Genomic DNA, 22,770 nt, shown 5'->3' with positions numbered 1-22,770 from the left:
ATCCATGTTGTCGGGGGAGCGATAGATGTTTGGTATTCAAGGCCGCTTGACGCTGCTTTTTGTGGTCATTGTGACGCTGGTGCTGGGCATTTCCGGCACCTATGCCCAATATAGCCTGGGCCATGAACTGGAGGTCAGCAGCCAGCGCCTGCGCCAGGGCGTGCTGACGCGCTTGCAAACCAGCCTGCCTTCCGCCCTGTGGGACCTGGACAAGGCCAAGGTCGACAACATCGTCGCGGCCGAAATGATGCCGCCGGAGCTGGTCTCGATCCGCGTCTACGACACCTCGGTCGGCCTGTTCTCCGGCAAGCTGCGCAACGAGAACGGCACCATTACTTCGATTGAAAACGACGCCGCCGTCGGCGGCACGCCGGTGGTGGCCGACCTGGCCTACCGCGATTCCGGCGCCGCCGGCGCCTCGCTCAAGCCGGTGATCGTTGGCCGCGTGGTGGTCAACTTCAGCCGCGCCCAGATCGACGCCACGCTGGCGGCCGAAGTGCGGCGCAAGGTGATCGAGGTGCTGCTGCTCGATTCCATCCTGGTGGCGGCGCTGGCGTTGTCGCTGCGCATCGTGTTCGATCCGCTCAAGCGCCTGCGCGACGGTTTGTTCGACCTGGCCACGCGCGGCAGCGACGAGGTGGAGGAGCTGCCTGACAGCCGGCACGACGAACTGGGCGAGGTGATCCGCGGCTTCAACGCCATCCAGCGCAAGGTCAAGTCCAACATCCAGCGCATCCGCGAGGCCGAGGACGAGGCGCGCAAGTCGGCCCAGGCCACCGCCAAGGCCATGGATGATCTGCGCCGCACCCAGGAATCGCTGTTGCAGGCCGAGCGCCTGGCCTCGCTGGGCGGCCTGGTGGCCGGCGTCGCCCACGAGATCAACACCCCGGTCGGCATCGCCCTCACCAGCGCTTCGGTGCTGATGGAGGCCACCGAGAAGGTGCAGGCCTCGGTCGAAGGCGGCAACATCAAGAAATCCGATATCACGCGCTACCTGGAGACGGCCGCCGAAAGCACGCGCCTGATCATGAACAACGCCTACCGCGCCGCACACCTGATCCACAGTTTCAAACAGATCGCGGTCGACCAGGTGAGCGAGGCGCGCCGCCGCTTCGAGCTGCGCGACTACATCAACGAAGTGGTGTCCAGCCTGCAGCCCAAGCTGAAGAAGACCCGCATCACGGTCAGCATCGCCTGTCCGCCGGACGTCATGCTGGACAGCTATCCCGGCGCGCTGGCCCAGGTCATCACCAACCTGACGCTCAACTGCGTCGAGCACGCCTTCGGGCCGGACGACGAGGGCCGCATCGTGATCGGCGTGGCGCAGCAGGGCGACTGGATCGAAATGCAGGTGACCGACAACGGCAAGGGCATCCCGCCCGACATGCTCGACAAGGTGTTCGATCCCTTCGTCACCACCCGGCGCGGCCAGGGCGGCACCGGCCTGGGCCTGAACATTGTGTTCAACCTGATCGCCAAGCAGTTCGGCGGCAGCATCACGGTCTCCAGCGTGCTGGGGCAGGGCGCCAGCTTCGTGCTGCGCATGCCGTGCGTGACGCCGGTCGATGAGCACGCCTTACAGCCCGACAGCCGCCTGCACGCATAAATAGACCAGGAGAGCTTATGCCCATCATTACCGGAGAATTTACCGTCGTCATGCAGCCGGAAGCCATGTCCGCCGTGGCGGCCGACAGCGGCATCGGCCGCATGTCGCTGAACAAGCATTACCACGGCGCGCTGGCCGCCGAGGGCAAGGGCGAAATGCTGGCGTATATGGATCGCGCGCTCGGTTCAGGTGTGTATGTAGCGGTCGAGCGGGTAGCCGGCCAGGTGGAGGGCCGCAGCGGCAGCTTCCTGCTGCACCACACCGGCGTCATGACGCGCAACGCGCCGAGCCTGGCGGTGGCGGTGGTGCCCGATTCCGGCACCGATGAACTGGCCGGCTTGCGTGGCGGTCTGAATATCCGTATCGAAGGCGGCAAGCACTACTACGACTTCGACTACACCCTATAAACCGGCGCCAACAACAAAAAACCCCGTAAAGCTGGTAGCCAGCTTTACGGGGTCAGTTCATTGCAGCGGAATTTTTGCTGGGCTGGCTTGCGCTCAGTCTGAGAATTTTTCCGAAGCCTGGCGACGGCGCGAGGCGAATCCTAGTACAACCAAACCCAGCATCAGCATGATGAAGGTTTGCGGTTCCGGTACCGGCGTGGCCGGTTCGTTTTGGGCTTGCTGTTTCGGGTCCGTCGGCGCCAAAGCATTTTGCTCGGCGTCGCCGGTTTTGGCGGGAGCACTGCTGATGCCGCACGGCGTCGGGTCGTTTGCCTCGCATTGTGCGAGTACAATTGTTGCAGGTGCAACATTGTTGTGGGTAGCGGGCGCGGCAGGTGCTGCCTGTACGGCGCCCGAAAGGCTTAAAGCCAGAAATGCTGTCGAAATCAAGGACAAAACTTTCACGATGAACACTCCTGATGGTGCTTGGAACAGGATGCTAAGGCCGGCTTAATACATAAACTGGAAAATCACGGCGCACTGTTGTGGTACTGGCTACCGTTCTGCTATTAGACCATACCCAGTGACAATTTGCCATCTGTTTTTCTTTGGTGACAACGAAATTTTGCGCCGCAACAACACCCGCCGGCAGTTTGCCAGTGGCGCAGATGATTTATCACTCTTCAACAATTTAAATCTATGCACACTCTCGTCGATCAGATGATTTCTACATATACAGGCAAAATTCGATTGACTTTGTCGCTCGCGGGGGCGGTTCTCGCCGCCGGTTGCGCCACGGGCGGCGGCGCCCCGGCCGCGCCGTCGGCCGGCTTGCTGGAGGCGGGCAATCCGCAGGTGCTGCTGCTGGGCGAGGTGCATGACAACGCCGAGGGCCACAAGCTGCGCTACGCCCTGCTGCGCGAGCGGGTGGAGGCCGGCTGGCGGCCAGCCATCGTGATGGAGCAGTTCGACCGCGAGCAGCAGGATGTGTTGAGCAAGGCGCAAAAAGGCTGCCTGGACGCGCAGTGCGTGATCCGCGTGGCCGGCGGTGCGCGCTGGGATTGGCAGTTGTATTATCCTGTGATCCAGCTGGCGCTGACGCACCAGCTGCCGCTGGTGGCGGGCAACCTGTCGCGCGCCGACGCCTCGCGCGTGGTGCGCGATGGCGTGACCGCCACCTTCGACCCGCAAAGCATCAAGGATTACCGGCTCGACCAGCCATTGCCGGACGCCTTGACCAGCGCGCAGCGGCAGGAAATCGTCAGCGGCCATTGCAATATGTTGCCGGAGATGATGGTCGGCGGCATGGTCGACGCCCAGGTGGCGCGCGATATCTGGATGGCCAAGATCATCCGCGACCAGCAACCGAAGGACGTGGTGCTGATCGCCGGCAACGGCCACGTGCGCAACGATATCGGCGTCGGCTATTGGCTCAAGCAGGGGACGCCGGCGCTGACGGTGCGCAGCATCGCTTTCGTCGAGCGCGGCCAGGGCGGTGCCCGATTTGATAGCCAATACGACAGCGTCCGGACGGTGGCGCCGCAAACCCGCGACGACCCGTGCAAACAGGTGAAGAAATGAAGACACGCTACACGCCCGAGGCGCCCCAGCGCGCCGAGATCGACGCCCTGCCGGGCAGCGTGCTGCTGGAGTTCGGCGCCAACTGGTGCGGCCACTGCATGGCCGCGCAGCAGCCGCTGGCGCAAGCCTATGCCGGCCACGAGGAAGTCGCCCATTACAAGGTGGAGGACGGCCCCGGCCGGCCGCTGGGGCGTTCGTTCCGCGTCAAGCTGTGGCCGACCCTGATCTTCCTGCGCGACGGCCAGGAAGTGGCGCGGCTGGTGCGGCCGTTGAACGCAGACGACATATCGGCCGCATTTGCCCTGATCGACCGCTAGCCATGCTTGGCAATCCTGCAATGTCGTGTGTATGATGGCCCGCACACCACCTTGCAGGAGCGTCAAGCATGAGTCAGCTTCACCCTGGATCGCCCAAGACCAACTCGCCGGCCACCGTGCTGTTTGCCAGCCTGATCGGCACCACCATCGAGTTCTTCGACTTCTACATCTACGCCACCGCCGCCGTGCTGGTGTTCCCCAAGCTATTCTTCCCGGCCAGCGATCCCGCCGCCGCCACCCTGCAATCGCTGGCCACTTTCGCCATCGCCTTCTTCGCGCGCCCGGTGGGTTCGGCCGTGTTCGGCCACTTCGGCGACCGCATCGGCCGCAAGGCCACGCTGGTGGCGGCGCTGCTGACCATGGGTATTTCCACCGTGGTGATCGGCATGTTGCCGACCTACGCCTCGATCGGCACGCTGGCGCCGGCCCTGCTGGCGCTGTGCCGCTTCGGCCAGGGCCTGGGCCTGGGCGGCGAGTGGGGCGGCGCGGTGCTGTTGGCCACCGAGAACGCGCCGCCGGGCAAGCGCGCCTGGTATGGCATGTTCCCGCAGCTGGGTGCGCCGATCGGCTTCTTCCTGTCGGGCGGCATCTTCCTGCTGCTGAGCCAGACGCTGAGCGACGCCGAATTCTTCAGCTACGGCTGGCGCATTCCTTTCCTGGCCAGCTCGCTGCTGGTGATTGTCGGCCTGTACATCCGTTTGAAAATCCATGAAACGCCGGACTTCCAGAAGGTGCTGGACAAGAACGAGCGCGTCAAAGTGCCGGTGGTCACCGTGTGGCGCGAGCATCGCCGCGTGCTGGTGCTGGGCACGCTGATCGCGCTGGCCACCTTCGTGCTGTTCTACCTGATGACGGTGTTCGCGCTGAGCTGGGGCACCACCGCGCTGAAGTTCACGCGCAAGGACTTCCTGATCCTGCAGCTGTTCGCCGTGCTGTTCTTCGCGCTGACGATTCCGTTCTCGGCCATCTGGGCCGACCGCAAGGGCCGCCGCTCGACCCTGATCTGGGTCTCGGCCGCCATCGCCGTGTTCGGCCTGACCATGAAGCCGATGTTCGGTTCCGGCGACGCGGTGCAGGTGACCATCTTCCTGTCGTTGGGCCTGGGCCTGATGGGCCTGACCTACGGTCCGCTGGGCACCATCCTGTCCGAGCTGTTCCCGGCCGAGGTGCGCTACACCGGCGCCTCGCTGACCTTCAACCTGGCCGGCATCCTGGGCGCCTCGCTGGCGCCGTACGCTGCCACCTGGCTGGCGACCAACCTGGGCCTGGAATACGTGGGCTACTATTTGTCGGGCGCCGCCCTGATCAGCCTGGTGGCATTGCTTTTGGTAAAGACTAAATAAAGTCATCGTACAACAGCAAGCGGTTTGCGCATCATTCTGCTTGCTTAGCCCGTTTTATAGTTGTACGATGACATACGACTAGTTGATCTCGTGGAGACCGAGAGATCATCACCATAAACAAAACATAAGTGATGCCATGAACCTGAGCGAGCCTGTAAATGCGCAAGCGGTGGCGCAATCCGTCGGTAAATACCGTTGGACCATCTGCGCCCTGTTGTTTTTTGCCACCACCGTCAACTACCTGGACCGTCAGGTACTGAGCCTGCTGGCCCCTTCCTTGTCCACCGAATTCGGCTGGAGCAATACCGACTACGCCAACATCGCCGCCGCCTTCCAGTTCGTGTACGCGATCTCGATGCTGTTCGCCGGCCGCGTGGTCGACAAGATCGGCACCAAGGCCGCCTACGTGGTGGCCATCACCATCTGGTCGCTGGGTGCGCTGCTGCACGCCGGTTCGGTGCCGATGGGCCATGCGGCGGCGGCCGTGCTGGGCGTGTTCGGCGTGGCGGCGGTGCCGTCCATCGTCGGCTTCATGATTTCGCGCGCGGTGCTCGCGGTGGGCGAGGCCGGCAACTTCCCGGCCGCCATCAAGGCCACGGCCGAATACTTCCCGAAGAAGGAACGCTCCTTCGCCACCGGCATCTTCAATTCCGGCGCCAACGTCGGCGCCATCCTGGCGCCGATCACGGTGCCGGTGCTGGCCGCCATCTGGGGCTGGCAGGCCGCCTTCATCATGATCGGCATGCTGGGCTTCATCTGGATGGCCGTCTGGCTGTGGCTGTACGACAAGCCCGAACAGCAAAAGCGCCTGTCGGCCGGCGAGCTGGCCTATATCCGCAGCGACACCGTCGCCCCGGTTGAAAAAACCGAGGAAGCCTCGATCGCCGCCGCCAAAAAAGTATCGTGGTTCCAGCTGCTGAAATACCGCCAGACCTGGGCCTTCGCCTTCGGCAAGTTCATGACCGACGGCGTCTGGTGGTTCTTCCTGTTCTGGCTGCCTACCTATCTGTCGGCGCAGTACAACATGAAGGGCGAGGCCATCGTGCTGCCGCTGGCCGTGCTGTACAGCATGACCATGATCGGTTCGATCGGCGGCGGCTGGTTCCCGAGCTACTTCATGGCGCGCGGCTATGCGCCGTATGACGGCCGCATGAAAGCCATGCTGATGATCGCCTTCTTCCCGCTGGTGGTGCTGCTGGCGCAACCGCTGGGCGCGATCAGCTACTGGATCCCGGTGCTGCTGATCGGCGTGGGCGCCTCGGCGCACCAGGCGTGGTCGGCGAATATCTTCACCACGGTGTCCGACATGTTCCCGCAGAAATCGGTGGCGTCGGTGATCGGCATCGGCGGCATGGCCGGCGGCCTCGGCGGCGTGCTGCTGACCAAGCTGGGCGGCTGGGTGTTCGACTACTACAAAACGGTCAACGACATCCACACCGGCTACATGATCATGTTCGGCATCTGCGCGCTGGCCTATCTGGTAGCATGGGGCGTGATGAAAACTCTGGTGCCGCGCCACAAGGAAATTACCGACCTGTGATCAAGACCGTCATCTTCGCCGCGCTGTGCGCGGCCTGCACCTGCGCCACGGCCGCCAGCGGCATCCGTGTGGCCGACTACGGCATTACCCAGGCCGGCCAGGCGGTGCAGAAGGTGACGCTGGAAAATGAACGCGGCATGCGGCTGGCCTACATCGACTACGGCGCCACGCTGGTGCAGGCCGAGGTGGCCGGCCGCAACGTCATCCTGGCGTTGCCGGACCTGGCGGCGTTCGAACGCACGCGCGGGCGCTACGGCGCCATCATCGGCCGCTACGCCGGCCGCATCGCGCAGGCGCGCTACACGCTCGACGGCAAGACCGTGCAGCTGACGCCCAACAATCGCGGCATGGCCATGCACGGCGATCCCGAACCGTACGACAAGCGCGTCTGGAAGCGCGAGGATTTCAACGAGGCCGACTCGCTCGGCTCCGTCTATCGCCTGCACAGCCCGGACGGCGACCAGAAATTCCCCGGCGCGATGGACATCGCGGTGACCTACCGCCTGATGCGCAACAGCGACGAATTCCGCATCGAGTACCAGGCCACCACCACCGCGCCGACCGTGCACAACTTCACCAACCACGCCTATTTCAACCTGGCCGGCGCCGCCGCCAACACGCTGGAAGGGCACAGCTTCCAGATCGCCGCCGACCGCTACCTGGAAACCGACGCCGTGCGCATTCCCACCGGCGTCATGCTCGACGTGCAAGGCACGCCGTTCGATTTCCGCCAGGCCGCCAGCGTGCATGCGCGGCTGTCCTCGGTGCCGGGCGGCTACGACCACAGTTTCGTGTTCTCCAAGCCGGCGAACGCCTACGCGCCGGTGGCGGTGGTCAAGGCGGCCGGGCTGCGCATGGAAGTCGGCACCACCGAGCCGTCGGCGCAGCTGTACACGGTCAACGGCTTCGACGGCAAGGAGACCGGCGTCGAGGGCAAGCCCTACCAGCGCTACGGCGCGTTCGCCTTCGAAACCCAGCACCTGCCGGACAGTCCCAACCACGCCAATTTCCCCACCACGGCCCTGTATCCGGGCCAAGTGTTCCGCTCCCGCACTAGCTTCCGCTTCACGGCTGACTAGTTAGTCATGCCGACATGCTAAGATTGTCGCTTCGGCGCAGCAGCCGCCACGCATTCCGACAGTCTGAAAAATGAAAAAAAACGTAGCAACCATCCGTGACGTGGCCGCCGCCGCCGGGGTATCGACTGCCACTGTCTCCAAGTTCGTCAACGGCGCGCAGCGGTTTTCGCCGGCCGTCGAGGCGACCATCACGGAAGTGATTGCCAAGCTGGGCTACCGCTCCAATCCGCTGGCCGCGTCCATGATCACCGGCCGCACCAAGAGCATCGGCCTGTCGGTGCTGGACGTCAGCAATCCCCACTTCACCAGCATCGTCAAGGGCGCCAACCGCGTGGCGCTGGCGCACGGCTACACGCTGCTGCTGGTCGACACGGAAGAAAATCCGGGCCGCGAACGGCCGCTGCTGGAAGCGCTGAGCCGCCGGGTGGACGGCATGATCGTCTTCTCGCGCATGCTGGAAGCGGAAATGGACTGGATGACGGAACTGGGCAAGCCGCTGGTGTTCTTCGGCCGTCTGAACCGGCTGGAGATCCCGTGGGTCATCAGCGACGACCATCGCGGCGCCTACATGCTCACGCGCCACCTGGTGTCGCTGGGGCACAAGCGCATCGCCTACCTGGGCTTCCCGCGCTCGCGCCGGGACGAGGAGCGCCTGGGCGGCATCCGCGAATGCCTGGCCGCGCAGGGCCAGGAACTGACCATCTACGAAGCCAACGCGCCGACCTCGGCCGAGGGCGAGCGCGTCAGCTCGGCCATCATGCTGGGCGCCGAGCACCCGGACGCGCTGATCTGCTACAACGACCTGATGGCGCTGGGCTTCATGAAGGCGGCGCAGACGCTGGGCTTCAAGTTGCCGGAAGACATCTCGGTGGCCGGCTTCGACAACATCCAATACGGCCTGTACACCTCGCCGCCGCTGACCACGGTCGACCTGCAAAGCGAGCGCATGGGCGCGGTGGCGATGGAAAAGCTGATCGCCACCATCGACGGCAAATCACCGCCGACCACCACCATGATCGAGCCGCAACTGATCCTGCGCAACTCGACCGTTAAGCGCTAAATTCGGGGTCAGTTCCGACATTCGGACACGAGCCCAGCCGTAGTGGCCGCTACGGCTGGGCTCGTGTCCGAATGTCGGAACTGACCCCGAATCTTTAGTCGATGATGCTGGAGATGCGGGTCGGCGATATCGGCATGCGGACCGCGTCGGGCCGCCAGCCGTAGAGGATTTCCGTGGCGCCGCCGCAGATGCGGCCCTGGCACGGTCCCATGCCGCAGCGCGTTTGCAGCTTGGCGCTGCGCCAGCTGGTGTGCGTGCGCAGCTCGCCGTGGCAGACGTCCTCGCAGCGGCAGACGATGGTGTCGTCGCCCGCCAGCGCGCTCAGTCCCGCGCGCAGCGCGAACGCGCGCGCCAGACGCTCGGCGAATTTTTGCCAGCGTGCCCGCGCCGCGAACAAGGCCTTCGCCTGCGTAGTCTGGCCGCTCGCCGCCAGCCCGGCGATCCGTCCTTCCACCAGCGCCAGATCCACGCCGCCCACGCCCGTGCCTTCGCCGGCGCAGTAGCTGCCGTCCACCGAGGTGTGCTGCCATTCGTCGACCTCCACCACCGTCTGCCCATCGCGCGTGGCGGTGGCGCAGCCGAGCGCCTGCGCCAGTTCCACGTTGGGCAGCAGGCCGTAGCCGCAGGCGAGGAAATCGCATTGCAGCGTTTCCTGGCCGCGCGCCGCGCCGCGCTGTACTTGCACCGATTGCAGCGTGCCGTCGCCGCGCGCGGAATGCACGTAGCTGTCGCGCAGATAGGGCACGCCGCGCAGCTGTGCCATCAGCCGCAGCGCCTGCGCGATCTTGGACGGCGTCGCCAGCAGGCCGAGGCCGAAGCGCAGCAGCGAGGGCGTGTCGGCCTGCTCGATGATGGCGACGATCTGCGCGCCCTTGGCCTTCAACGTGGCGGCGGCTGCCAGCAGCAGCGGGCCGCTGCCGGCCACCACCACGCGCTTGCCTTGCAGCGGGTAGCCGCCTTTCGACAGGGCTTGCAGGCCGCCGGCGCCGGTGACGCCGGGCAGCGTCCAGCCGGGGAAGGGCAGCAGCCGTTCGCGCGCGCCGGTCGCCAGGATCAGTTTTTCGTATTGCAGCGTGGCCGATGACGATGGCGTTTGCACCAGCAATTGCTTGGGCTGCGGCGCGTACATCACGCGCGTCTGCAGCAGGAACTCGACGTTGTCGGCCCGTTGCAAGGTGTGCCACAACTGCGGTGCGCGCGCGTCGCTTTGCTGCTCCGGGCCACCGCGCCAGATCTGGCCGCCGGCCAGCGGATTGTCGTCGATGATGCCGATACTGGCGCCTTGCGCGGCAGCGGCATGCGCCGCCGCCAGTCCGGCAGGACCTGCGCCGACGATCAGAATGTCGTAGTGCTTCATGCCGCGCCCTCGCTGGCGGTGACCACGTGCATGCCGTCCGCGCACAAGGTCTGGCACGAGAGCTGGTGTGCGCGGCCGTCGATGGTGACGCGGCATTCCTGGCATATGCCCATGCCGCACAAGGGCGCGCGCGGATGGCCGTAGACCGACAGACGGGTGACGCCGCCGCCAGCCAATGCGATGGCCGCCGCCACCGTGACGCCTGGCTCGACGCTGATGCTGCGGGTGTTGATGTGCAGCGTGATCGACAAGTCAGTCATGGAAGCGTCCCGGCAAATATGGCGCAAACGGGATGCGCGTGGTTTCGTTCTGGATTTGGCCGGCCAACAGCTGCGCCGTCGCCAGCGAGGTGGTGATGCCCAGTCCTTCGTGGCCGGTGGCCAGCCACAAGCCGCGCCTGGCGTCGCAAGGGCCGATCAGCGGCAGGCCGTCCGGCGTGGCGGCGCGGAAGCCGGTCCAGGTACGCACGATATTCAATTCCTTCAGGCGTGGCGTGAAGCTGGCCGCGTGACGCAGCATCCGTTGCAGCATGGCCGGCTCCACCGCCGGGTCGATCGTGTCGAACTGGCGGGAGGAGCCGATCAGGATTTGTCCGGTAGGACGGGGCTGCAAATTGAAGGCCACCGAATCGCCGCTGGGGGCGTGCGCGCTCTTGATGTAGCCCAGCTCCACCAACTGGTGCTTCACAAAGCCCGGATAGCGGTCGGTGATGGCCAGGTGTCCTTTTTTTGGTGCGATGGGCAGCTCGGGCAGCAGGGCGCTGGAACGCGCGCCGGCCGCCAGCACGATGTGTTGCGCCAGGTGGCGGCTGCCGTCGTTCAGCACCACGCAGTTGTCCTCGATGGCGGTGACGGTGGCGCGCCGGGTGACGGCGCCGCGCCGCATGGCGCGGTCGAGCAGGATGCGCGTGGTCTTGGGCGGGTACACCAGGCCGTCGCCGCGCACCAGCAGGCCGCCGGCCAGGCCAGCGCGCAACTGCGGCTCGCGCGCGTACAGCGCGGCCGGCGTCAGCATCTCGCACAGCAGGCCGTAGCCGACCAGGTTCTGCGCCTTCTCCATGGCCGCCTGCATTTCCTCTTCGTCGGCGGCGATCCAGATGGTGCCGCAGCCGCTGTATTCATGGCGCTGCGGGCGGTCGCCCACCAGGTCCTTCCACAGCGACAGCGAGTAGGCCGACAGTGCCAGTTCGGCCGCGTTGTCGTCCATGACCACCAAGTGGCCCATGCCGGCCGCCGTGGCGCCGCCGCCGGGGATGTCCTGCTCGATGACCGCCACGCGCAGCCCGCGCTCGCTGAGCGCGTCCGCACACGCGGCGCCGACGATGCCGGCGCCGATGACGATCACGTCGGCATTGATCAACGTATGCCCCATACGAATGGATCGCTCGGGTCGAGGATCAGTTGCGCCTGGGCGTTGACCCAGGCCTTGCCGCGGATGCTCGGCAGCAGCTGGCCGTCGCGCATGCGGTAGGAACCCTCGAACACGCTGCCGATCACGCTTTCCTGCTTCCACAGGGAGCCTTCTGCCAGCTTGCCGTCGGCCGCCAGGCAGGCCAGCTTGGCGCTGGTGCCGGTGCCGCACGGCGAGCGGTCGTAGGCCTTGCCGGGGCAAAGCACGAAGCTCTGGCTGTCGGCGCCGGTGCGCGAATCGGCGAACAGTTCGATGTGGTCGATCACCGCGCCGTTGTCGCCGGTGATGCCGGCGGCAGCCAGCGCATCGCCCACCGCCACGCTGTAGGCGGTCAGTTGCTCGACGTTGTGCACACCCAGCTCCAGCCCGTGGCCGGACACCAGGAAGAACCAGTTGCCGCCGTAGGCCACGTCGCCGCTGATCGGCCCATAGCCCGGTACCTCGACGCTGACCTGCTTTTGGCTGCGGTACGACGCCACGTTTTCCACCGTGACGCTGCCGTCGGCATGCAGTTCGGCTTCCACCACGCCGACCGGCGTGTCGATGCGGTGGCGGCCCGGCCCGATGCGGCCCATGAAGGCCAGCGAAGCCACCAGGCCGATGGTGCCGTGGCCGCACATGCCGAGATAGCCGACGTTGTTGAAGAAGATCACGCCGGCCACGCAATCGGGCGCGTGCGGCTCGCACAGCAGGGCGCCCACCAGCACGTCCGAACCGCGTGGCTCGCACACCACGGCGGAACGGAAGTTGTCATGCGCGCCGCGCAGCAGGGCGACACGTTCGTTGAGCGGGCCGGCGCCCAGTTCGGGGCCGCCGTTGATGACCAGCCGGGTGGGTTCGCCGCCGGTGTGGGAGTCGATGATGGAGATGGTTTTCATGCCGTAAATCTTAGGTCAGCGCACGCCGGCTGTCTTGCACCGCCTGCGCACGATGGGTGACGAAATCTGCATAATGGTGCACAATGGGGTGATGCACAAGGATACCCTCAACCATGACAGCGTGCGCCGGGCGGTGGGCGCAAGTATTGCCGATCCCTTCTTTGCGGAAGGGCTGTTCGACGCCTTGCCGGACGTGGTGTTCTTCGTCAAGGATATGGAAGGGCGCTATGTGGTGGTCAACCAGACGCTGGCCCAGCGTTGCGGCCAGCGGCACAAGTCCGCGCTGATCGGCAAGACGCCGGCCGAGGTGTTCGCCCATCCCTTCGGCCAGACCTATATGGCGCAGGACATGGCGGTGCTGGCCGGCGACAGCGATATCGAAGACCAGCTGGAACTGCACCTGTATCCCAACCGCGATCCCGGCTGGTGCCTGACGCGCAAGACAGCGCTGCGCGATGCGCAAGGCCGCATCATCGGCCTGACCGGCATTTCGCGCGACCTGGCGATGGCGGACAAGAAGAATCCCGCCTACCGCAAGGTGGCGGCGGCGGTGAACGTGATCCATGAGCAGTACGGCCAGCCCTTGCAGCTGCCGGAGTTGGCGCGCATCGCGAACATGTCGGTGGCGCAGATCGAACGCTACTTCCTGCGCATCTTCCACCTGACGCCGCGCCAGATGATTATCCAGACGCGCGTGGACGCCGCCTCGCGCATGCTCAACGGCGCCGCCAGCGTGGCGGAAATCGCGCAAGCCTGCGGCTACGGCGACCACTCCGCCTTCACACGCCAGTTCAAGGCCACCACCGGCCTCACGCCCAGCCAGTACCGCCAGTTGTCGTCGAGCCGCAGCTAGACGCAGAAAATCAGGCGACCGATTCCACGTCGGCCAGTTCCACGCGGTTGCGGCCCAGCTGCTTGGCGCGGTACAGCGCCACGTCGGCGGTCTTGACCAGCGCCGCGATTTCATCGTGCTCGCCCGGCGTCAGCACGGCCACGCCGATGCTGATGGTGAGCACCTCAAATGGTGACTCCTGGTGGCGTATATTCAATCGGGCGATGCTGCGGCAGATCTCTTCCGCCATCACCACCGCCTGCTCTTCGTTGGTGAGGGCAGCGATCAGGCCAAACTCTTCACCGCCATAGCGGGCCACGAAGTCGCCGCTGCGGCGCGCGTGACGCGACAATTCTTCCGCCACGGCGCGTAGCGCGTCGTCGCCTGCCTGGTGGCCGTAGTGGTCGTTATACTGTTTGAAGAGGTCCACATCCAGCAAGGCCAGCATGATCGGTTGCCGGGTGCGGCGCGCGCGGTTCCATTCCGCCGTCAGCGCTTCGTCGAAGCGGCGGCGGTTGGCGATGCCTGTCAGGCCGTCGGTGACGCCGATCGCCGCCAGGCGGGCATTGGATTGCTCCAGTTCCCGCGTGCGTTCGCGCACGCGGCTTTCCAGTTCGCGCTCGCGCGTTTGCAGCTCGCTGAGCAGCACGGCGAAGCCGATGCCGATGATGCACAGGGTCAGGATGAATTCCTGCGCGCGCACCACCTCCAGATGAATCGGCACGTCGCCGAACGGTTTCAGGCCGGTGGTCATCAGCAGCGCCGTGGCCAGCGAAATCAGCGCCACCAGCAGGGAGGTCAGGCGCACGCCGAAGCGGAAGGCGATCAACGCCACGGCCGGCAGCAGCAGCGTCGGCGTCACCGAGACGCCGTCGATTTCGCCGCCGTGGGCCGATAGCACCAGCACCGACAGCAGCAGCGTGGAGACCAGCGCGGCGTCGTCCCAACGCGTCAGCGGCAGGCGCTGTCGTTGCGGCTGGGTGTAGGCCAGCAGCAGCGGCGTGTAGATCAGCAGTCCCAGGCCGTCGCCAAACCACCACAGCCGCACCAGCGTGAGGTAGGGCGTGCTGGAGCCTCCCACCTGCTGCAGCACCAGCGCCGCGAGCAGTCCGGCCATCAACGCGCCGCACACCGGGCCGGCCACGATGAACTTCATCAGATCCCGAACTTTGTGCAGGCGCGCCGATAGGTGACTGCGCCGCAACAAAGAATAGGCGATCAGCACTTCCATCAGGTTGACGACGCTGAGCAGCACCGCCTCGTACCAGGGGAAGGCATCCAGATTGGCGAGGACGTCGGAGGTGAAGGTGAGGGCGGCCAGCAGTGGCGCGCGCTGGCCGCGAAAGCGTAGCAGCGACGCCAGTAGCACGGCGTTGGGCAGCCACACCACCACCACGTTTTCGGGCGTGACGGCGGCGAAGAAGGTCAGTTTGACACTGGCAAAATGGAACAGCGGGAGTAGCAGGCAAAACAGCCAACCGGGCTGTTGCCAGAATTTTTCACGTTTAATCATCGCCAGCTTTTCTAGGACGGCACGCCGGATGATTGCCCGGCGACCGTGCTACTGTCAACGATTGACTTTCGGCAACTAGCTTTGCGTTACCAGATTGCCGACATAGGCGCGATAGTGCTTGATGCGGCCGGTGACGCCTTCCGCACCCTGGCGCGGCGTGTAGCGCAGGCCGGCCACCACGTCGTCCTTGCCCAGATCGATGATGATGCGGTGCGGGTGCTTGCCGCCCGGCGCGGTGGCGGCCTTGCCGCTGTAGGCGGTGTGCCAGTGGTCCGTGGCCTGGCCGTTGATGGCGTTGAGGGCGCCGCCGTCCTCCTTGCTCGCTTCCTCGCTGCTGACGTAGGCGATGGTCCAGTTGGACTGGTTGAGCGGCTTGCCGTCCTTGCCCAGCAGCGCCAGTTCCGCCACGGCGGCGTATTGCTTGCCGTCCCAGGCGTCCAGCGATTCGAGGCAGAACTGGCGGCCCGCCACCGGTTGCGCAAACAGCACGTCCTGCACGGCGGCGCCGCGCGCGAATTCGCCTTCATGCGCCGGCTTGACGCCGTCCAGCGCCGGCTTCACCTTGCTCGGCGGGCGGGCCAGGTCCAGCTCCGGTCGCAGCCGGTCGAGGATGGGCCCCTTCAAACCGCTGATGCGCGCGCGGCCGGGCTGCGGGCCGGTCAGGTCCAGCACCACCACTTCGTTGCGGCCTTGCCGGATCCACGGGCCGGGCAGGTACATGGTTTGCGTCGGCCCGATGCTCCAGTAACGCCCCAGGCAGCGGCCGTTGACCCAGACGATGCCCTGGCCCCAGGCCGACATGTCGAGGAATGTGTCGCCGGTTTGCGCGGCGTCGAAGGAACCGCGCCAGAACGCGGCGCCTGCCGTGCGGCCGGTCTTCCACGCCAGCGGCGGCAGCAATGCGTCGGCGTCGAAGTCGATGGCGCGGATTTCCCAGTTCTCCAGCGGCTGGCCGTTGAGCCGTACCGGCCCGTGCAAGCCTTTGCGGTCGTGGATCTCGACGCCGAAGTTCACGCGCGCGATGGTGTACAGCAGGATCTCCAGCGTGGCCGGCTTGCTGCGCGCCGGCAGGTCGATGCTGAAGCGGCGGTGGCGCGTGTCCATGGTGCCGACCTGCTTGCCGTCGATGCTGATCCAGGCCAGGTCGCGCACCTTGGCCGCTTCCAGCGTGCCGGCCGGACCGGCGGGCAGCGTCACGCGGTAGGACACCAGGCCCCGGCTGATGTCGTACTGTTCGATCGGCAGCGGCGAGACGGCCTTGATGGCGCTGGCCGGCAGCGCCGCCTGCACCGAGCAGGATTCCTTCAGCGCGAACGGCGCGATGGCGATCAGCGGGTTGGCCGGCGGTGGCGGTGGCAGCGTTTCGCCGGCGGCCAGGAAGGGCTTGATACCTTCGCGGTAGGCCTGGAATTTTTCGCCGGTCCAGCCGGCTTCGCTGATCGGCGCGTCGTAGTCGTAGCTGCTGGTGTCCGGGCGGAAGGGGCGGTCGCAGCCGCCCCATAAACCGAAGCTGGTGCCGCCGTGCGCCATGTACAGGCTGAAGGAACCGTTCATCTTCAGCATGGTCTGGATGTCGGCCACAGCGCCGGCGGCGGAGCCACGGCGGTGCGGCGCACCCCAGGTGTCGAACCAGCCGGAGTAGTATTCGCCGCACATGCGGGGGCCTTTCTGCACCTGGTCCAGCACCTTGAAGCCGGCCACCGGATCGCTGCCGAAGTTCACCACGTTGAACAAGCCGTCGATATGCGACTTGACCACCGCATTGGTCGGGTTGCACTGGAATAGCGGCACGTCGAAGCCGGCGTCCAGCAGCATGCGTTTCATCTCGCGCATGTATTCAAGGTCTTCGCCGAAGAAGCCGTATTCGTTCTCGATCTGCACCATCAAAATCGGTCCGCCGTGCGTGATCTGCTGCGGCCCGAGCACGCGGCCCACTTCCTTCATGTAGCGCCGTGCCGGCTGCACGAAGCTGGCGTCGCGCGTGCGCAGGAAGGCGTCGCCCGGCTGCTTCAGCAGCCACCATGGCAGGCCGCCCATTTCCCATTCCGCGCAGGCGTAGGGGCCGGGACGCAGGATCACCCACAGGCCTTCCTGCTGCGCGAGCTTGCAGAATTCGGCGGCGTCGCGCTGGCCTTGCCAGTCGTAGCGGCCTTCGCGCCATTCGTGGTAGTTCCAGAAAAGGTAGGCGCACACGGTGTTCAAGCCCATGGCCTTGATGGCTTTGAGGCGGTGCTGCCAGTACTCGCGCGGCACGCGGGCGAAGTGCATTTCGCCGCAGCGGATCTGCAGGCGTTGGCCGTCGAGCATGAAGTCGGTGTCGCTGATGGTGAAGCGCGCGGCGGCTTGGGCGGACAGGGGCAGCAGCAGGCTGCCCATGGCGCCGGCGGCCGCCGCTGCGCCTGCGCCGCGCAGAACGCGGCGGCGGGATGCGGAGGTCATCGTCATTTAGTAGTTCACCGGGTAGTCTTTGGGGAAGCGCGCGCCTGCGAAGGCTTTCTTCTGGGTCCAGTCCTGCGCCGGCGCGGTCCAGTAGCTGTCGCCGGCCGGCAGGCCCAGTGGCAGCAGGCTGGCGGAGGCGATGTACATGCTGCCGTTGTTGGAGTACCAGTCGCCCAGCTCCGGCTGGTGGCCGACGAAGCCGATGGTCAGGTAGCCATCCTTGGTGAAGTTGGACGGCGCCGCCCATACGCGGCTATGCACCGCCTGCAGCGCCGCGCGGATCTGGCCTTCGGGCAGGCTTTGCGGCAGCTGCTTGCGCAGCGCCAGCAGCGCCAATGGCTGGAAGGCGGCCGTGCGGTAGGTGAGCGAACGGCCGATTGGCGGGAAGCTGCCGTCGGTGGAGATGAAGCGTTCCAGGTGTTCGCTGTAGCGCTGCATGCGCTTGACGGCCTGCGCGCGCAGTTCTTCCGGCTTGCCGTTCCAGAACGCGCCTTTTTTCGCTTCCAGCACGTCGAGGATTTCGACCAGCATCGGGTGCATGACGAAGGCGTTGTAGTAGTCGAAGTGGAAGGCGTCGCCGTCCTTGATCCAGCCGTCGCCGACGTACCATTCGTTGATCTTGCGGATGGCGACGTTCATGCGCATCGGGTCGAACTCTTCGCCGATGGACATCAGCCACGCTTCGTTCATGGCGGCGAACAGCATCCAGTTGATGTAGGGCGGTTCGATGCGGCGCAGGGATTTGATTTCGGCGATGATGCGCTGCTTGGTTTTGGCGTCCAGCGGTTCCCACAGCGCTTTCGGTGCGCGCATCAGGGCGTTCGTGAAGTAGGCCGAGTCGACCAGCGTTTGGCCCGGGCCTTTCCACAGCAGGTAGTCGGGATTGGCCGGGTCGACCGAGTTGGTGTAGCTTTGCAGCGCTTGTTGCAGCAGGCGTTTGCGGGTGCGGCCTTCGGGCGTGCCGTCGTCGGGCAGGGCGATCCAGGGCGCGATGCCGGCGATCAGGCGGCCGAAGCATTCGAGGTAGGCCACGCCTTTGTCGCGGCCGTCCCAGGTCGGGCTGACTTCGAGAGCGAAGTTTTTCTTCAGCGTGCCGGAGGCCATGTTGGACAAGACCGGCTCGGACATTTTTTGCGCCAGCGCGGCCAGTTGCGCGCGGGCGTCGGCGCCGCTGGCAGCGGACGCGCCGCTTGCCGTTGCCGCCGTTGCGCTCTGCGCGGCCAGCACGCCGCCGGCGGCGGAGCCGGCCGCCAGCGCGCGGATAAAGTGTCGTCGTTCCATTCAGTCTCCGATGTTATTTGCGCAGCAGGCGCACCAGCTCCGATGACGCCAGCAGGTAGGCGCCGACGCCGAACGGTGTGGTCGAATTCTGGTCCACCACCTGTCCCGGTATGGCGCGCTCGCCGATGGGCTGGACGTAGCCGATTTTGCCGTCCGGCTGCAGCGCGGTCTTGCTCAGGTAGTGCCAGCCCTTGCGCACCACCGGCAGGTATTCGTCGCGCTCCAGCAGGCCGTGATTGATGCCCCACAGGTAGCCGTAGACGAAGAAGGCGGTGCCGCTGGTTTCCGGTCCCGGCGCGTGCTCGGCGTCGAGCAGGCTGCGGGTCCAGTAGCCTTCCGGCGTTTGCGCTTTTTTCAGCGCCTGCGCCATGCCCTGGAACTTGACGATGAATTCCGTGCGGTGCGGGTCGTCCAGCGGCAGGTCTTGCAGCACCTTGGCCAGGCCGGCGAACACCCAGCCGTCGCCGCGCGACCAGAAGTCCTTCTTGCCGTTCGCGCTCTTGTGCTTGGGGTAGACGTAGCGCGCATCGCGGTAGTACAGCTGCTCGTCCTTGTCGTACATGATGCTGTTGGCGTACTCGAAGTATTCATGCAGCTTGTCGAGGTACTGGCGGTTGCCGGTGACGCCATACAGCTTGGTCATCACCGGCATCACCATGTACAGGCCGTCCGACCACCACCAGTAGTCCTGGTTCGGGGTGCTCATCTGGTATTCCATCACCTCGCGTGCACGGGCGATCTTTTTCGGATCGCGATCGAGCTGGTACAGGTCCGCATAGGTCTGGAAGCAGATCTGCCAGTCGCCGAACAGCACATGTTCGTCGGTCTCGCCGTACTGGTATTTCCACTTGCTCTTGTCGGTGGACTTGGCGCCTTGCCAGTTGTTGTGCGCGGCCCAGTCCTCGGAATACTTGCGCCACGCCGCGTTGTCGGTGATGCGGTAGGCTTCGATATTGCCGGTGTGGTAGGCGGCGATGTCCCAGAACGCCCACTGCTTGGGCGATTCGCGCTGCTGCCAGTAGTTGTTGACCTTGTTGATGATGCCGACCACCTCCTGTTCGGAGGTGTCGACCGCCGGCGGCGCCGAAGCGCAGCCGGCCAGGCTAGCCGCCACGCTGGTAGTCAGCAGCGCAGCGGCATAGAGTCGTTTCATCATGATTTACAGTTTCCCCCGGATGCCGAACTTGATGGTGCGGCCGTCGTACTTCGCATAGTCCATGCGGGTCTTTTTGCCGCTGCCGTATTGGCCGCTGGCGTCTTCGAAGTAGTCATACGCCAGCGTGTTGCTCAGGTTGAGGGCGTCGAGACGCAGCTCCAGGTTTTCGCTGATCTTGTAGCTGATGTTGGCGTCCAGGTAGCCGCGGCCGGCACGCCAGCGGATCAGGTCATCCCCGAGGTTGCGCGGGCTGTCGCCGTGCAGCGATTTGTCCTTGTAGTTGTAGGACATGCGCGCCGCCCACGGTCCCTGTTCGAAGTACAGCGTGGTGCTGTAGGCGTACTTCGGCACCGAGTTGACGTCGATCACCTTGCCGGCGTTGGTCACCCACGGCACGCTGTTGAACGGGTTGATGTGGGTGTAGCTGGCCAGCGCGCCGAAGCCGTTCCATGGCGCTGGCAGGAAGCTGAACGCTTGCTGGTAGGCCAGCTCGTAACCCTTCAGCGTTTGCTCGCCGGCGTTGGTGTAGGTGCGCAAGGTCATCGCCAGGTTGGGGTCGACGTGGCCGTTGGCGTCCTGGAACAGCGGGCCGAGCGCCGTGTCCGGCAGGCCCAGCGAACCGAAGGTCACCACCCGGGTGTTGGCGACGGTGGCGTCGGTCAGCTTCTTCTGGAACACGGCGGCCGACAGCATGCTGCCCGGCTGGAAGTACCATTCCAGGCTGGTGTCGAGGTTTTTCGACTGCTGCGGGCGCAGGCTCGGATTGCCCGAGGTGGCGCTGGTGTCGAACTGGTTCGGGATCACCGTTTGCGCGGCGATGATGGACAGCGAGGCGCGGGTGATGGTCTTGCCCCACGAGGCGCGCCAGATCAGGTTGTCGGTGACGTCGAAGGCGCTGCTGACGGCCGGCAGGACGTTGCTGTACTCGCCCTGTTCGTGGTTCGGCGAGTAGACCAGGCTGCTGCCCTTTTGCTTGAAGTTGTCGATCTTGGTCTCGGTGCGCGAGTAGCGCACGCCGGCGTTGATGCGCAGTTCGCGCCCGCCGATCTCGCCCTTGAAGTCGGACTGCACGAAGGCCGTCTTGACATCCTCTTCCGCCCCGAAGCTTTGCGACGGCGTGAAGGCCGAATCCGGGTTGTAGACGTTGGGGTCGAACTGCGAGTAGAAGTAGCTGCTGTTCCAGGTGGCCCAGCTGTGCGGCCAGCCGGCGCCGAAGTCGAGATTGTCGATCGGCAGCTGCGAGGTCATGGCGCTGCGCAGGCCGGCCGCGCCGATGCTGTTCAGCTTGGCCGTGGCCAGGCCGGTGCCGTTGCGCTTGTCCACGCCCTTGATGGTGGCGACGTAGGTCAGGCCGGTTTTCATGTGGCCGGTCCAGCCGGCGGGCAGGTCGTAGTCCCAGTCGGCCGCCACGCGCGCCTGCTTGCCCTTGTCGGTTTCCTTGGTCTTGCCGCTGCTGATGGTGAAGCCGCTCCAGCTGTTCGGATCGGTGTAGCTGGTGGGCGAGGAGATCGACGGGTAGACGTGGTCGCTGCCGTAGTCGATGGTCGATTGCGCGCCGTAGATGTAGCCCGACAGCTGGCCGGTGGCGCTGGTGGCGGTGCTCTGGTTCAGGCTGGCCTGGCCGCTCAGGGTCAGTTTCGGGCTGGCCTTCCAGCTGGCGTTCAGGGCGCCGTAGCCGAACTTGGTTTCGTCCTCGGTGTAGCCGGCGCCGGCGTTGTAGGTGGTGTTGCCGAAGGTGCCCGTCATCAGGTTGGTGGCCGGGTCGATCTTGACGTTCAGCGGGATCAGGCCGTTGTTGCCCGAGGCGCCCACCGGCGCGTTGCGGTTGGTGGTGGCGGTGCTGCGCACCAGAATGCCGAACAGCTGCTCCGCGCGGGTGTTCTCCAGCTTGGAGTACATGGTGTCCAGGCTGACGTTGAGGGTCGGCGTCTTCCATTGCAGCGAGGAGACCAGGCCGTCGCGGGTGCGCTCGTTCTGCGAGCCGTAGAAGCGGTAGATGCGCGGCAGGAAGGCTTTCGCCACCTGGTCCTTGGTGTAGCCGCTCAGGTTGGCCAGCGGGCTGTCGAAGTCCAGCGCCAGCGCGAAGTTGCCCTTGACCGGGCTCTGGCTGCCGTTGAAGGAGCTGTTGTAGCCGCCGGTGGCCTCGAAGCCGGAGCGGGTGTTGACGCTGCCCGAGTGCGAGGCGCCGATCAGGAAGCCCAGGTTGTCCCAGGTGTTCGAGTACAGCACGAAGCCGTTCGGGTCGTTGTGCTTGGACGCCGTGTTGTAGGTGTCGGTCAGGCCGTAGCGGATGGTGCGCTTGGGGTTGTCGAACGGACGTGGGGTTTGCAGGTCGACGATGCCGCCCAGGCCGCCCTCGGTCAGTTCGGCCAGGGGCGATTTGTAGAAGTCGACGCGGCCGAACAGTTCGGAGGCGAAGACGTCGTAGTTGAAGCCGCGCGCGGCCGAGCCGATGGTGGCGGTGGAGGTGGTGTTGACCGGCGCGCCGTTCAGGGTGGTGACCGAGTATTCGGTCGGCAAGCCGCGGATCGAGATGCGCTGGCCTTCGCCCGATGACTCGTCGCGGTTCAGGATCACGCCCGGCACGCGCTGCAGCGATTCGGCCACGTTGGCCTCGGGGAACTTGCCGATGTCCTCGGCGATGATGGAGTCGCGCACGCCGATCGCCTGCTGCTTGAGGTTCAGCGCCTTCTGCAGGCTGGAGCGGAAGCCGGTGACCACCACGGTGGTGCCGGGATCGTCCGCCGGGTTGGGCGGCGGCGCCGCTTCCTTGGTGGTGTCCTGGCCGAGGGCGGCCGGGGCGTACATGGCCGCCAGTGCGAGCGGAACCAAAGTCTCCAGTATTTTCTTTTTCATGTTTGTCCTCAGTGATTTAGTTCTGGGAGGGTGCAGGTTGTCTGACGACCTGTCATGAGCAAGACTAAACACTTCGCGTAGCGCGGGCAATACGTTTGTAAAACGTTTTATCACGTTGTCTGAACGCCACATCGGG

Annotated in this window: 19 protein-coding genes; 9 read left to right on the top strand and 10 right to left on the bottom strand. The window is 65.5% G+C overall.

Annotated features, from left to right (window positions below; translation table 11 throughout):
* Positions 1–25: 25 nt before the first annotated feature.
* Both ACXZ1M_RS09125 and ACXZ1M_RS09120 read left to right on the top strand, forming a co-directional pair.
* Positions 26–1,606, top strand: coding sequence for a sensor histidine kinase (locus ACXZ1M_RS09125; protein WP_459052855.1), 1,581 nt, complete (start codon positions 26–28; stop codon positions 1,604–1,606).
* A 17-nt stretch (positions 1,607–1,623) separates the two neighbouring features.
* Positions 1,624–2,013, top strand: coding sequence for a DUF3224 domain-containing protein (locus tag ACXZ1M_RS09120; protein ID WP_459052854.1), 390 nt, complete (start codon positions 1,624–1,626; stop codon positions 2,011–2,013).
* A 93-nt stretch (positions 2,014–2,106) separates the two neighbouring features.
* Here ACXZ1M_RS09120 and ACXZ1M_RS09115 read toward each other — a convergent pair whose 3' ends face one another.
* Positions 2,107–2,457, bottom strand: coding sequence for a PEP-CTERM sorting domain-containing protein (locus tag ACXZ1M_RS09115; protein ID WP_459052853.1), 351 nt, complete (start codon positions 2,455–2,457; stop codon positions 2,107–2,109).
* 285 nt (positions 2,458–2,742) lie between these two features.
* On the opposite strand from ACXZ1M_RS09115, the gene ACXZ1M_RS09110 reads away from it, so the two are divergent.
* The 6 genes from ACXZ1M_RS09110 to ACXZ1M_RS09085 all read left to right on the top strand — a co-directional run bounded on the left by ACXZ1M_RS09110 (position 2,743) and on the right by ACXZ1M_RS09085 (position 8,912).
* Positions 2,743–3,573: a ChaN family lipoprotein gene (locus ACXZ1M_RS09110; RefSeq protein ID WP_459052852.1), complete on the top strand. Its 831-nt coding sequence runs from the start codon at positions 2,743–2,745 to the stop codon at positions 3,571–3,573.
* Complete coding sequence (locus ACXZ1M_RS09105) at positions 3,570–3,890, top strand: thioredoxin family protein (RefSeq protein WP_459052851.1); 321 nt, start codon at positions 3,570–3,572, stop codon at positions 3,888–3,890. The genes ACXZ1M_RS09110 and ACXZ1M_RS09105 overlap by 4 nt, the downstream gene beginning before the upstream one ends.
* A 68-nt stretch (positions 3,891–3,958) precedes the next feature.
* On the top strand, positions 3,959–5,233 hold the full coding sequence (locus ACXZ1M_RS09100) for an MFS transporter (protein WP_459052850.1): 1,275 nt from the start codon (positions 3,959–3,961) through the stop codon (positions 5,231–5,233).
* Positions 5,234–5,369: 136 nt separating this feature from the next.
* Positions 5,370–6,773, top strand: coding sequence for an MFS transporter (locus ACXZ1M_RS09095; RefSeq protein ID WP_459052849.1), 1,404 nt, complete (start codon positions 5,370–5,372; stop codon positions 6,771–6,773).
* Positions 6,770–7,852 (top strand): aldose epimerase family protein, encoded by a 1,083-nt coding sequence (locus tag ACXZ1M_RS09090; protein ID WP_459052848.1) that lies wholly within the window; start codon positions 6,770–6,772, stop codon positions 7,850–7,852. The genes ACXZ1M_RS09095 and ACXZ1M_RS09090 overlap by 4 nt, the downstream gene beginning before the upstream one ends.
* A gap of 70 nt (positions 7,853–7,922) precedes the next feature.
* Positions 7,923–8,912, top strand: a complete 990-nt coding sequence (locus ACXZ1M_RS09085; protein WP_459052847.1) for a LacI family DNA-binding transcriptional regulator — start codon at positions 7,923–7,925, stop codon at positions 8,910–8,912.
* Between the two features lie 94 nt (positions 8,913–9,006).
* Here ACXZ1M_RS09085 and ACXZ1M_RS09080 read toward each other — a convergent pair whose 3' ends face one another.
* From ACXZ1M_RS09080 to ACXZ1M_RS09065, 4 genes are read right to left on the bottom strand one after another with little or no spacing between them, the layout of a single operon-like run.
* Complete coding sequence (locus ACXZ1M_RS09080; protein WP_459052846.1) at positions 9,007–10,269, bottom strand: FAD-dependent oxidoreductase; 1,263 nt, start codon at positions 10,267–10,269, stop codon at positions 9,007–9,009.
* The gene (locus ACXZ1M_RS09075; RefSeq protein WP_459052845.1) at positions 10,266–10,529 is read right to left on the bottom strand and encodes a (2Fe-2S)-binding protein; all 264 of its coding nucleotides are present in this window, start codon (positions 10,527–10,529) and stop codon (positions 10,266–10,268) included. Before ACXZ1M_RS09075 ends, ACXZ1M_RS09080 begins: the two co-directional genes overlap by 4 nt.
* Positions 10,522–11,640, bottom strand: a complete 1,119-nt coding sequence (locus ACXZ1M_RS09070; protein ID WP_459052844.1) for an NAD(P)/FAD-dependent oxidoreductase — start codon at positions 11,638–11,640, stop codon at positions 10,522–10,524. Before ACXZ1M_RS09070 ends, ACXZ1M_RS09075 begins: the two co-directional genes overlap by 8 nt.
* Positions 11,625–12,557 (bottom strand): 4-hydroxyproline epimerase, encoded by a 933-nt coding sequence (locus ACXZ1M_RS09065; protein WP_459052843.1) that lies wholly within the window; start codon positions 12,555–12,557, stop codon positions 11,625–11,627. Before ACXZ1M_RS09065 ends, ACXZ1M_RS09070 begins: the two co-directional genes overlap by 16 nt.
* Positions 12,558–12,648: 91 nt before the next feature.
* Between ACXZ1M_RS09065 and ACXZ1M_RS09060 the strand changes: the two genes are divergently transcribed.
* Positions 12,649–13,410, top strand: coding sequence for an AraC family transcriptional regulator (locus ACXZ1M_RS09060; RefSeq protein WP_459052842.1), 762 nt, complete (start codon positions 12,649–12,651; stop codon positions 13,408–13,410).
* 10 nt (positions 13,411–13,420) lie between these two features.
* Here ACXZ1M_RS09060 and ACXZ1M_RS09055 read toward each other — a convergent pair whose 3' ends face one another.
* The 5 genes from ACXZ1M_RS09055 to ACXZ1M_RS09035 form a co-directional block, all read right to left on the bottom strand.
* On the bottom strand, positions 13,421–14,902 hold the full coding sequence (locus ACXZ1M_RS09055) for a GGDEF domain-containing protein (protein WP_459052841.1): 1,482 nt from the start codon (positions 14,900–14,902) through the stop codon (positions 13,421–13,423).
* Between the two features lie 75 nt (positions 14,903–14,977).
* Positions 14,978–17,341, bottom strand: coding sequence for a beta-galactosidase (locus ACXZ1M_RS09050; RefSeq protein ID WP_459052840.1), 2,364 nt, complete (start codon positions 17,339–17,341; stop codon positions 14,978–14,980).
* Positions 17,342–17,347: 6 nt separating this feature from the next.
* Complete coding sequence (locus tag ACXZ1M_RS09045; RefSeq protein WP_459052839.1) at positions 17,348–18,622, bottom strand: DUF2264 domain-containing protein; 1,275 nt, start codon at positions 18,620–18,622, stop codon at positions 17,348–17,350.
* A 13-nt stretch (positions 18,623–18,635) separates the two neighbouring features.
* Positions 18,636–19,778: a glycoside hydrolase family 88/105 protein gene (locus tag ACXZ1M_RS09040; protein ID WP_459052838.1), complete on the bottom strand. Its 1,143-nt coding sequence runs from the start codon at positions 19,776–19,778 to the stop codon at positions 18,636–18,638.
* A gap of 3 nt (positions 19,779–19,781) precedes the next feature.
* A complete protein-coding gene (locus tag ACXZ1M_RS09035; protein WP_459052837.1) occupies positions 19,782–22,634 on the bottom strand; it encodes a TonB-dependent receptor in 2,853 nt (950 codons plus the stop codon).
* Between the last annotated feature and the right edge of the window lie 136 nt (positions 22,635–22,770).

The organism is Duganella paludis, from assembly GCF_054461335.1.
Note: the sequence above shows the minus strand (reverse complement) of the source record. Positions and strands in the feature narration are given on the sequence as shown.